Genomic DNA, 10,468 nt, shown 5'->3' with positions numbered 1-10,468 from the left:
ATGGGTTCACGTGATGCCATTCCACCCGGCGCGGCCTATGCGGTGCTCGGCGCACTGCTGAGCTATCCGGACGCGCCGCTGCTCGATGCGCTGCCCGAAGCGCGCGAGCTGCTGCGCGGCGAACGCGGCCTGAGCCGCGACGCGCGCGCGGGCCTCGACCAGTTCATCGACTATTGCACGCAGCGCGATCTCTTTACGCTTCAGGAGAACTACGTCGCGCTGTTCGATCGCGGCCGCGCGACATCGCTCTATCTGTTCGAGCATGTGCACGGCGAATCGCGCGATCGCGGGCAAGCGATGGTCGACCTGCTGCGCATGTACGAGACGCACGGCCTGCATCTCGCTGCCGGCGAACTGCCCGACTATCTGCCCGTGTTCCTCGAATATCTGTCGCGCCTTCCCGCTGCGGACGCGCGCTCGCTGCTCGCGGAAACGGGCGAGATCCTGCAATCGATCACCGCGCAGCTCGCCAGACGCGGCAGCCCGTACAGCTTCGTGGTCGGTGCGCTGCTGCCGCTCGCGGGCGTCGGCAAGGGCGAGAAGCCCGACGCCTTGCACGACGACGACGCACAAAAGGCGCCGACACCCGCCGACTATCGCGCACTCGACGCCGCCTGGGCCGACGAACCCGTGCGCTTCGTCGGCGCGATGACGCCCACACACGCACCCGCCGAGGCGCCCATTCACTTCTACGACAGCCGCTCGCCAGGCAATCCGGGCAATCCAGACAAACGGGAGAACAGGTCATGAGCGACTATTTTCATCAGTTCGTGTTCGGCATTTATCCGTACATCTGTCTTGCCGTGCTGCTGCTCGGCAGCCTCGTGCGGTTCGATCGCGAGCAATACACGTGGAAAAGCGATTCGTCGCAGATGCTGCGGCATGGGGCGCTGCGGCTCGGCAGCAACCTGTTCCACTTCGGCATTCTCGTCGTGGTCGGCGGGCATTTCGTCGGCTTTCTCGCGCCGCACTGGCTCGTGTCGCCGTTCCTGTCTGCGTCGATGCATCAGCTGCTCGCGATGGTCGCGGGGGGCGCGGCGGGTGTCGTCGCGATCATCGGCCTGAGCATCCTGATACACCGGCGGCTTTCCGATGTGCGCATCCGCCGCAACAGCCGCATCTCCGACATCGCGATCGTGCTGATCTTGTGGGTGCAGCTCGCGCTCGGTCTCGGCACCGTCGTGCTGTCGATGCGTCATATGGACGGCGCGATGTTCGAACAACTCACCGATTACGTGAAGGGCGTCGTCACCTTCCAGCCGAATATCGCGAGCCTGCTGGTCGGCGTCCCGCTCACGTATCAGTTGCATATCGCGCTCGGCTTCACGATCTTCCTGATCACCCCTTTTACGCGGATGGTGCATATCTGGAGCGGCTTCGCGTCCATTGCGTATCTGATCCGTCCGTATCAACTCGTGCGCAAGCGCTGAGGAGACGACGATGAGCACGATCGAACACTCTACGTTGCGCGTGAACGGCATCGACATCGATCCCGTAGCCATCGACGCCGAACTCGAACATCAAACAGATACACCCGATCCGCTCGAAGCGGCGCGGCAGGCATTGCTGATCCGCGAATTGCTGCGGCAACGCGCAGTCGAACTGAAGCTGATTTCGGATAACGACTCGTTGGACGATGCTTCGCTAGACCAACTGCTTGAAAAAGAACTCAGCGTGCCGACAGCGACGCGCGCGGACTGCGAGCGCTACTACGAAAGTCATCCTGCGAGGTTCCGTCGCAATGACATCGTATTCGCGAGCCATATTCTGTTCGCCATCACGGAACATGCGCCGCTCGCGTTGATCCGGCAGAAAGCCGAAGCCACGCTGCACGCCATTCTCGCCGCGCCAGAAACCTTCGAGCACACCGCACGCGAAGTGTCGAACTGCCCTTCGTCGGGCGTCGGCGGCAGTCTTGGTCAGTTGCTGCGCGGCGACAGCGTGCCCGAATTCGAGCGCGCCGTGTTCGATACGCAAGACACGGGCGTGCTGTCGAGGCTCGTGAATACGCGCTTCGGGTTTCATATCGTTCGTATCGAGCGGCGTGTCGACGGCGAGCGCCTGGCGTTCGACCAGGTCGAAGCCGATATCGCGCGCTTTCTCGGCGAACGCGTCCGCCACAAGGCGATCCAGCAGTACGTGACGGTGCTCGCGTCGCGTGCGCGAATCGAAGGCGCGCAACTCGGCGAGGCCAACGGGCCGCTGCTTCAATAAGAGAGGTAAAACCTATGAGCACACACAGCGGTGCGAACAAAATCGGCGGCACACCCGCCATCGGCTTGCAGGCGTGGTCCGTGTTGCTGTCGAGCACGCTGGCGTTTCTGGTCTGCTTCGTCGTATGGATGATGTTCGGCGTGCTGGGCGTACAACTGCGCGAAGACCTGCACCTCAACAGCACGCAATTCGGCCTGCTGACGTCGACGCCCGTGCTGACGGGCGCGCTGATGCGGCTGCCGCTCGGCGCGTGGACCGACCGCTTCGGCGGACGCATCGTGATGACGGTGCTGCTGGTCGTCTGCGCGATACCCGTGTATGTCGTCAGCTACGCGACGGCGTTCTGGCAGTTCCTGCTGATCGGGCTGTTTCTGGGTTGCGTCGGTGCATCGTTCGCGGTGGGCACACCTTACGTCGCGCGTTTCTTCCCGCCCGAACGACGCGGCTTCGCGATGGGGTTTTTCGGCGCGGGTACCTCGGGCGCGGCAGTGAATCTGTTCGTCACGCCGTCCTTGCAGGCCGCGTATGGCTGGCGCTTCGTGCCGCGCGTCTATGCCGTCGCGTTGCTCGTCACCGCGCTGATCTTCTGGTTCGCGTCAGCGCGCGATCCCGGCGCAGGCAAGAATCAGGGTTCGCTCCTCGATTCGTTCAAGGTGCTGCGCAATCCGACTGTGTGGCGTCTGTGCCAGTACTACTCGATCACGTTCGGCGGTTTTACGGCGCTGTCATTGTGGATACCGCAATATCTGAAGGCCGAATACGGAATGTCGCTCGTGATGGCGTCCGCGTTTGCCGCGGGTTTCTCGCTGCCGGGCTCGGTGCTTCGGGCGGTAGGCGGCGGACTCGCCGATCGCTTCGGCGCGCACAGCGTCACGTGGTGGGGATTGTGGGTCGCGTGGGTCTGCCTGTTTCTGCTGTCGTACCCGTCGACCGACCTGGTGATTCACACCATCGACGGTACGCGTACGCTGCATATCGAAGTCACGCTCATCGTGTTCGTGCTGCTGGCTTTCCTGCTCGGTGCCGTGTTCGCTTTCGGCATGGCGTCGACGTTCAAATACGTCGCCGACGACTTCCCCGACAACATGGGCGTGGTGACGGGCATCGTGGGCCTTGCGGGCGGGCTGGGAGGTTTTCTGCTGCCGATCCTGTTCGGCATCCTGCTCGACTTCTTCAAGATCCGCTCGACGTGCTTCATGTTTCTCTACGGGATCGTATGGGTCTCGCTGATCCTGATCTATCTGTCGGAAGTGAAACGCACGCCTGTGACGGGGTGAGCCTCGCACACCGCTGCACGCCGCTGCGCGACGCTGCCCGTCAAGCATCGTCCGCGTGCGGCTTTGTCGCGCTTATGCGGTCACGTCATGCGGTCAAGGGTCGACGAACGAGCGGCGAAAAAAAACGCGGCTGAAAAGCCGCGTTCAAGCGTGTCGTCTGCTGCGTGCAGACTGGATGAAACGGATCAAATTCTAAAGCATTGCGCGAAACGATAAACCCTGCAAGGTGCAATTCATTATCGTGGTTTCCGCAATATTCCCGATCGCACGGCGATACCGTTAAATCATTGCGATCAAGCGCGCCAGTTTTCGCGTGCGAAAGACAATCGACAGTCTTGAGCACGCAGAACAAGCATCATGGCAATACTGTTTGTATAAAGCCGCAATAATCGCGGCACCGCCTGTTGCGAATTTCACTAATGCAGCATTTTGGCTTTTTTACATTTCCTGCGTGCGCCTTTAGTCTCTCGTTCATTCACGCATTACCACACGCAGGAGAAGAGAAGAATGAAGCGCACTGCCCTCTCGATGATGTCGCTGGCCGCTCTGGCCACGGCCACCAGCGCCGCTCACGCACAAACGAGCGTCACGCTGTACGGCACGATCGACACGGGGATCACCTACGTTCACAACGCCTCGGGCAACAACAGCCTGTGGTCGCTCGGCAATACCAGCGCAGGCAATCTGTCAGGCACGCGCTGGGGCCTCAAGGGCAGCGAAGACCTGGGCGCCGGGCTGAAGGCCATCTTCCAGCTCGAAAACGGCTTTGATCCGAGCAATGGCAAGTTGAATCAGGGCGGCCGGCTGTTCGGCCGTCAGGCATTCGTCGGCCTGACGCAAGATCGATACGGTTCCGTTACGCTCGGCCGTCAATACGATCCGCTGATCGATCTCGTGCAAGGCATCACGGCGGACAACTATTTCGGCAGCGCATTCGCGACGGCAGGCGACGTCGACAACTACGACAACAGCTTCCGCGTGAACAACGCTGTCAAGTACACGTCGCCCGTATTCGCGGGTCTGCAGTTCGAAGCGATGTATTCGTTCGGCGGCGTGGCGGGCAGCACGGGTTCCGAGCAGTCGTATTCGGGCGCCGTTGCGTATAACAACGGTCCCATCGGTCTCGCAGCAGGCTACTACTACACGACCAACAGCCCGGCGTCGGAAGGCCTCCGCACGACGTGGAACAGCACGTCCGACGGCACGTTCGACGGCCCCGTCAACCTCGGCTATCAGACGGCGCACTCGATCGGCATCGCGCGCGTCGCGGGCCAGTACACGGCCGGTCCGTTCACGTTCGGCCTCGGCTACAGCAACGCGCAATATCGTCGCGACGACAGCTCGGTGTTCGGCTCGAACGAACGTTACAACACGGGCCAGGGCTTCGTGAACTATCAGGCGGCGCCCTCGCTCCTGCTCGGCCTCGGCTACAGCTACACGCACTCGAACGGCGACACGTCGGCGACGTACCATCAGGTGTCGCTCGGCGCGGACTACACGCTGTCGAAGCGCACCGACCTGTACATGACGGCCGCGTATCAGCACGCAAGCGGCCAGACGCGCGACGCGACGACGAACACCATCACCGACGCGCAGGCATCGATCGGTTCGTACGGCTACGCGGGCACGAGCCATCAGGAGATGGTCAACCTGGGCATTCGTCACAAGTTCTAAAACGTAAGCGCTTCGGCGGCGCGATGCGCCGCCTGGCTTCGACCTGTACGGCGGTTTTCGTCCGGCGCACGCATGCGTGCCCGTTCGAAACCGCCGTTTTGCCTCGCGCGAGCCATTCGATAATGGCTCAATCAATCTGTCGATAATGGATCTTTCTGTGGACCATTATCGATCGTAGTCTTCGGGTATGGGCTGCAACGCCCGGCATACACGGAGATCATCGATGAACACGAAAGTCTTTCTGGCAGGCGCAACGGGCGCGATAGGCAGCGCGCTCGTTCCGCTGCTGGTCGAGGCGGGCTACACGGTCTACGGCAGCACGCGGCGCGCCGAACGCGCGGCGCAGATCGAACGGGCGGGCGCGACGCCCGTCATCGTCGACGTATTCGACGCGCAGGCACTGAGGACCGCGCTGCAGCGCATCGCGCCTGCGGCCGTGATCCATCAGCTGACCGACCTGCCGCCCGCGCTCGATCCCGCGAAAATGCCGCAAGCCATCACCGGCAACGCGAGGATCCGCGACGAAGGCACGCGCAATCTGCTCGCCGCCGCGCTTGCGGCAGGCAGCAAGCGCTTCGTCGCGCAAAGCATCGCGTGGGCCTATCGCGAAGGCGCGCAGCCTTACGAGGAAACCCAGCCGCTCGACACGGACGCCGAAGGCAACCGTCTCGTCACGGTGCGCGGCGTCGTGTCGCTCGAAACGCAGGTGCTCACCGCGCCGCTGATCGGCACAGTGCTGCGCTATGGGCAACTGTATGGACCGGGTACGGGCTCCCATCAGGCAACAGGCGCGAGCCCGGTTCATGTCGACGCCGCCGCGCACGCCGTCGTGCTCGCGCTGAAACATGCGCGAGCGGGTGCATTCAATATCGCCGAAGACAATCCCGTCGTATCGACCGTCAAGGCGAAGCGCGAATTCGGCTGGTCGTCCGGCTGGCGGCATGCTGCGGCACCCGAAAGGAGCGCGGCGAGATGAACACGGCTCCTCTGTTCGCGAGCGGGAATGCGAGGCATGCGCGCACGCTCGCGACCGTCGCCGCGCTTGCACTCGCTCCGCTCGCCATGCTGCCGACGCGTCCCGCCATCGATTGGCTCGACGCGATCTGCAGCACGCCCTTGCTGAGCGACGCGTCATCGTCGTCCGGTGCGGCAGCGCAACGCCCGGCGACGACATCGCACGTGCTTGCGTGCGAGCCGCTCGCGAACGTGCCCGGCAAATCCGTGACGACCGTCGAAGTGAATTTTCCGCCGCATGCTTTCACGGGCGCGCACCGGCATCCGGGATCGGTCACGGCATACGTCATCTCGGGCACGCTGCGCTCGCAATTGAACAGCGGCCCGGCCGTCGACTATCGCAGTGGCCAGACGTGGTTCGAGCCGCCCGGCACGCTGCACGATTTCGTCGAGAATACGGATCCCGCGCAGCCGGCCAAACTGCTCGCCGTATTCGTCACCGATTCGAACTGCGGGCCACTCGTGCTGCCGCCGTAAAGATCGACGTGCACGAGCGCGTCGACAGCATCAGGTCCTGTAGAGCATCTTCTGCAACACGCGCGCAAGCGTCCGCGCACCCGCGTCGATCTCGTCCGCGCCGACACCGGCGAATCCCAGCACCAGGCCGGCGGGCGCCGCACGCCCGATCGCATACGACGACAACGGCCGCGTCTCGATACCCGCTTCGGCGGCAAGCCGTGCAGCGAGCGCATCGTCGGCGCGTTCGGGCAGGAACGCAGGCGCATCCAGGCCGGCGACGATGGGCGGCAGCGCGAGCAGTCCCGTCCAATGGCGGCGCGCCGCATCGCGCAGCGCTTCGGCACGCTCGCCATACAGCTCGCGCATGCGCCGCACGTGTCGTCCCGCATGCCCTTCCGCGATGAACGCGTGCAGCGTGGCCTGCTGATCGAGCGGCACGTGCCGGCCCGTCAGCGACCACGCGGCGACGAACGGTTCGACGAGACGCTCGGGCAGCACGGCATACGCGATACGCAGCGCGGGGAACAGCAGCTTGCTGAACGTGCCGCAATAGATCACGTGGCCCGCCTTGTCGAGACTCTTCAGTGCCGCGAGCGGCCGCCCTTCGAAGCGATACTCGCTGTCGTAGTCGTCCTCGATCACGAGCGCGCCTTGCGCGTGCGCCCAGTCGAGCAGCGCGAGCCGCCGCTCCAGCGACAGCGCCGGACCCAGCGGCGCCTGACGCCCGGCCGTCACATACGCGAGCCGCGCTGTGGGCGCGAGCCGGCGGCCCGCGGCCACATCGATGCCGTGCCTGTCGACGGGAATGGCCGCGATGCGGGCGCCCGCCGCTTCGAGCACGAGCCGCGCGCCCTGATAGCCGGGGTCCTCCATCCATGCGGCGTCGCCGGGCTCGAGCCATAGACGTGCGGCAAGATCGATCACCTGCTGCGCGCTGCCGACGATGACGACGTGATCCGCCGTACACGCGATGCCGCGCGTCACGCGCACGTGCTCCGCGATGACCTCGCGCAACGGACGATAGCCTTGCGCTTCGCCGTCGGCGAGCATCGAACGGTTCAGCAGCCGCGAACGGCGCGCCGCGACGCGTGCCCACAGCGCGAAGGGAAACGATTGCAGGTCGGGCTGGCTCGGCCGGAACGCACGCGACGGAAATGAACGGCCGTCGATGGCAAACGCGCTGCGCGCCAGCAGCCGCCCGCGTGCGGACAGACTGATACCCGCGCGCACTGCGTGACCGTCAGCGGCCCGCGTGGCGGTTTTCCCGCGGGCGAGCGGCGTGACGTCCGGCGCAGGCGCCGGCTCGAAGCGCCCATCGGGCAATTCGCTCGCGACGAAACTCCCGCGGCCCACCGCGCCCGACAGATAGCCCTCCGCCGCCAGCTGCGCGAACACGCCGAGCACCGTGCCGCGCGAGATGCCGTGGCGCGCGGCGAGATCGCGCGTCGCGGGAAGGCGCGCGCCCGGTCCGAGCCGTCCCTGCAGGATCGCTGCGCGCAATTCGCCGTAGAGCCAGCGCTGCAGCGGCATGCCGTCGGGACGTTCGTTGAGCGCAAGGTCGATACCCGTCGCACGCCGCATGTTCTTGCTCCGTAAATGGCACACGGCCTGAACGAATACTTGCAAATTCGACCAGGCCAATTCCACGATTATGCCTGCTCGCCGTCATCGTCACGCGGCGCAGTGCAGTTGCTAAACTGAAACGACCCGTGCATGTCGATTCTGTGTCCGGGCCTGCGCCTTGCTTACAATGGCTGCCCCTTCTACCGATGGCACGCCCGACTGCGGCATACGACGTCATGAAACTTCCCCTCGCCCCGCAACGCCCGCCGTCCAACCGCGTCTATCCGCCGGGAACGCCGGGGCTGCACGGCCTCACGTCGGTGATCACGTTCGTCGTTGTAGTTTCGGGACTGTACTTCGCGCGCGCAGTGCTGATTCCCATCACGCTCGCCGTGCTCCTGAGCTTTCTGCTCGCGCCCCTCGTCAGCCTGCTGCGGCGGCTTCACTTCGGCCAGTTGCCGTCGATCTTCGTCGCCGTGCTGACCGCCGTCGTCACGCTGCTCGCCGTCAGCACGCTGATCGGCGCGCAGGTCGCGCAACTCGCCGGTTCGCTGCCGCAGTATCAGGCGGCCATCGAGCGCAAGGTCGAGACGGTGCAGGAGAAAACGGTCGGACGCGCCGATGCGCTGCTCTCGCGCGCGGCCGCCACGCTCGCACGCGTCGCGCCCGAGCGCGAGGCGCGGCCTCACGAAGCCGGCCGCTCGCAGAAGCCGACGGTCGCCGCGCCCTTGCCCGTCGAAGTGCACGAGCCGATTCCATCGCCGCTGGAGCTTGCACAGCGCGTGTTCTCGCCGGTGGTCGGGCCGCTCGAAACGATGTTCATCGTGCTCGTCGTGACCATCTTCATCCTGCTGCAGCGCGAAGATCTGCGCGACCGCCTGATACGACTGTTCGGCGCGCGCGACCTGCATCGCACGACCACAGCCATCAACGACGCCGCGAGCCGCCTGTCGCGCTACTTCGTTGCGCAACTCGGCGTGAACCTGGGCGCGGGCGCGACGATCGCGATCGGCCTCGCGATTATCGGCGTGCCGGGCGCGCTGCTGTTCGGCGTGCTGACGGCCCTGCTGCGTTTCGTGCCGTACATCGGCACGTGGATCGCGGGGCTGCTCGCCGTGATACTCGCGGCCGCGATCCAGCCGCAATGGACGATGGCCGTGTGGACGATCGTGCTGTTCGTGTCGATCGACGTCGTCGCGGGGCAGATCGTCGAGCCGCTGTTGTACGGACATAGTTCAGGGCTGTCGCCGCTGGCCGTGGTCGTGGCGGCTATTTTCTGGAGCTGGCTGTGGGGGCCGATCGGCCTCGTGCTGTCGACGCCGCTCACGCTGTGCCTCGTCACTCTGGGCCGTTACGCGGAGCGCCTGAAATTCCTTACCGTGCTGCTCGGCGATCAGCCCGCGCTGACGCCCGCGCAGAACTTCTATCAGCGATTGCTCGCCGACGATCCGCACGAGGCCATCGTACAGGCCGACCGCTTTCTCCGGGAGATGCCGCTGACGCGCTATTACGACGATGTCGCGCGCGAAGGCTTGCGGCTCGCGCGCAACGACACGCTGCGCGGCGTGTTCGCGCCCGAGCAGATGGCGCGCATGAACGAGACGCTGCTCGATATCATCGAGAATCTCGAACAGGTCGAAGGCATGCCCGAAGACAAGGCCGATCCGAACGCACCCGACGCACTCCCTGCCTTGTCGCCCGACGACGCCGCGCAGCAGCACGTCGTGTGCGTGGCGGGCCGCGGCGCATTCGACGAAGTGACCACGGCCATCGCCGTGCAACTGCTGACGCGGCGCGGCTTCGCGCCCGTCACGGCGAACTACGCGCAGTTCAGGCGCGGTCAGGCCGAGACGATCGGCGCGGAAGGCCCGGCGATCGTCTGCGTCATCACGCTCGATGCGCCCGAAGCGCCGCCGTATCTGCGCAATCTGCTGCGGCGCATCCGCGAGCGTGCGCCGGGCGCGCATCTGATCGTCGGTATCGCCGGGCAATCGGAGCGCGTCGACGAGGTCGGCGCGCTGAGCGGCACGCACAACGCAAACGCCTTCAGCGACCTCGTCAACCAGTGCGTGCAGGCGGCGCGCGCGCGTGTCACGTCGGTTATCGAGCAAACACCGCGCGGGGTCGACGCGTAAGCCCACTTTCTCCGCGATTGCATCACGCGCTTCATACGTTGTGCGGCGCCCGTGCGTTCGTAAAGCACGATTTGTCTGCGCCTTCGCACGGCAAAGCGCCCCCGCAGTGATAAGCTGAATGAAAGCGCGTGT

At 65.0% G+C, this 10,468-nt stretch carries 9 protein-coding genes; 8 read left to right on the top strand and 1 reads right to left on the bottom strand.

What is annotated here, in order from left to right; genetic code table 11:
• From narJ to FRZ40_RS28765, 7 genes are all read left to right on the top strand, one after another.
• On the top strand, positions 1-750 hold the full coding sequence (gene narJ, locus FRZ40_RS28795; RefSeq protein WP_147236368.1) for a nitrate reductase molybdenum cofactor assembly chaperone: 750 nt from the start codon (positions 1-3) through the stop codon (positions 748-750).
• Positions 747-1,430: a respiratory nitrate reductase subunit gamma gene (gene narI, locus FRZ40_RS28790; protein ID WP_147236367.1), complete on the top strand. Its 684-nt coding sequence runs from the start codon at positions 747-749 to the stop codon at positions 1,428-1,430. The genes narJ and narI overlap by 4 nt, the downstream gene beginning before the upstream one ends.
• 10 nt (positions 1,431-1,440) lie before the next feature.
• Positions 1,441-2,214 (top strand): peptidylprolyl isomerase, encoded by a 774-nt coding sequence (locus tag FRZ40_RS28785; RefSeq protein ID WP_028365411.1) that lies wholly within the window; start codon positions 1,441-1,443, stop codon positions 2,212-2,214.
• A 14-nt stretch (positions 2,215-2,228) separates the two neighbouring features.
• On the top strand, positions 2,229-3,491 hold the full coding sequence (locus FRZ40_RS28780) for an MFS transporter (RefSeq protein WP_028365412.1): 1,263 nt from the start codon (positions 2,229-2,231) through the stop codon (positions 3,489-3,491).
• A gap of 507 nt (positions 3,492-3,998) precedes the next feature.
• Positions 3,999-5,165 carry a porin gene (locus tag FRZ40_RS28775; protein ID WP_147236366.1) on the top strand — a complete coding sequence of 389 codons (1,167 nt, stop codon included), beginning with the start codon at positions 3,999-4,001 and terminating at the stop codon, positions 5,163-5,165.
• A 223-nt stretch (positions 5,166-5,388) separates the two neighbouring features.
• Entirely contained in the window at positions 5,389-6,141 is a 753-nt protein-coding gene (locus FRZ40_RS28770; protein WP_147236365.1) for an NAD-dependent epimerase/dehydratase family protein, read from the top strand.
• Positions 6,138-6,656 (top strand): cupin domain-containing protein, encoded by a 519-nt coding sequence (locus FRZ40_RS28765; protein ID WP_028365416.1) that lies wholly within the window; start codon positions 6,138-6,140, stop codon positions 6,654-6,656. Before FRZ40_RS28770 ends, FRZ40_RS28765 begins: the two co-directional genes overlap by 4 nt.
• A 30-nt stretch (positions 6,657-6,686) precedes the next feature.
• Here the strand turns inward: FRZ40_RS28765 and pdxR are convergent, their stop codons facing one another.
• Positions 6,687-8,219, bottom strand: a complete 1,533-nt coding sequence (gene pdxR, locus FRZ40_RS28760; protein ID WP_147236364.1) for a MocR-like pyridoxine biosynthesis transcription factor PdxR — start codon at positions 8,217-8,219, stop codon at positions 6,687-6,689.
• A 218-nt stretch (positions 8,220-8,437) separates the two neighbouring features.
• On the opposite strand from pdxR, the gene FRZ40_RS28755 reads away from it, so the two are divergent.
• Positions 8,438-10,336, top strand: a complete 1,899-nt coding sequence (locus FRZ40_RS28755) for an AI-2E family transporter (protein WP_147236363.1) — start codon at positions 8,438-8,440, stop codon at positions 10,334-10,336.
• Positions 10,337-10,468: the final 132 nt, after the last annotated feature.

It is taken from the genome of Paraburkholderia azotifigens, from assembly GCF_007995085.1.
GTDB lineage: Bacteria > Pseudomonadota > Gammaproteobacteria > Burkholderiales > Burkholderiaceae > Paraburkholderia > Paraburkholderia azotifigens.
Note: the sequence above shows the minus strand (reverse complement) of the source record. Positions and strands in the feature narration are given on the sequence as shown.

Excerpts from the sequence above, each read along its gene's own strand:
- FRZ40_RS28775 (WP_147236366.1), top strand. The coding sequence starts at position 3,999 with ATGAAGCGCACTGCCCTCTCGATGATGTCGCTGGCCGCTCTGGCCACG.
- FRZ40_RS28765 (WP_028365416.1), top strand. The coding sequence starts at position 6,138 with ATGAACACGGCTCCTCTGTTCGCGAGCGGGAATGCGAGGCATGCGCGC.
- narJ (WP_147236368.1), top strand. The coding sequence starts at position 1 with ATGGGTTCACGTGATGCCATTCCACCCGGCGCGGCCTATGCGGTGCTC.
- FRZ40_RS28785 (WP_028365411.1), top strand. The coding sequence starts at position 1,441 with ATGAGCACGATCGAACACTCTACGTTGCGCGTGAACGGCATCGACATC.
- FRZ40_RS28770 (WP_147236365.1), top strand. The coding sequence starts at position 5,389 with ATGAACACGAAAGTCTTTCTGGCAGGCGCAACGGGCGCGATAGGCAGC.
- FRZ40_RS28755 (WP_147236363.1), top strand. The coding sequence starts at position 8,438 with ATGAAACTTCCCCTCGCCCCGCAACGCCCGCCGTCCAACCGCGTCTAT.
- FRZ40_RS28780 (WP_028365412.1), top strand. The coding sequence starts at position 2,229 with ATGAGCACACACAGCGGTGCGAACAAAATCGGCGGCACACCCGCCATC.
- narI (WP_147236367.1), top strand. The coding sequence starts at position 747 with ATGAGCGACTATTTTCATCAGTTCGTGTTCGGCATTTATCCGTACATC.
- pdxR (WP_147236364.1), bottom strand. The coding sequence starts at position 8,219 with ATGCGGCGTGCGACGGGTATCGACCTTGCGCTCAACGAACGTCCCGAC.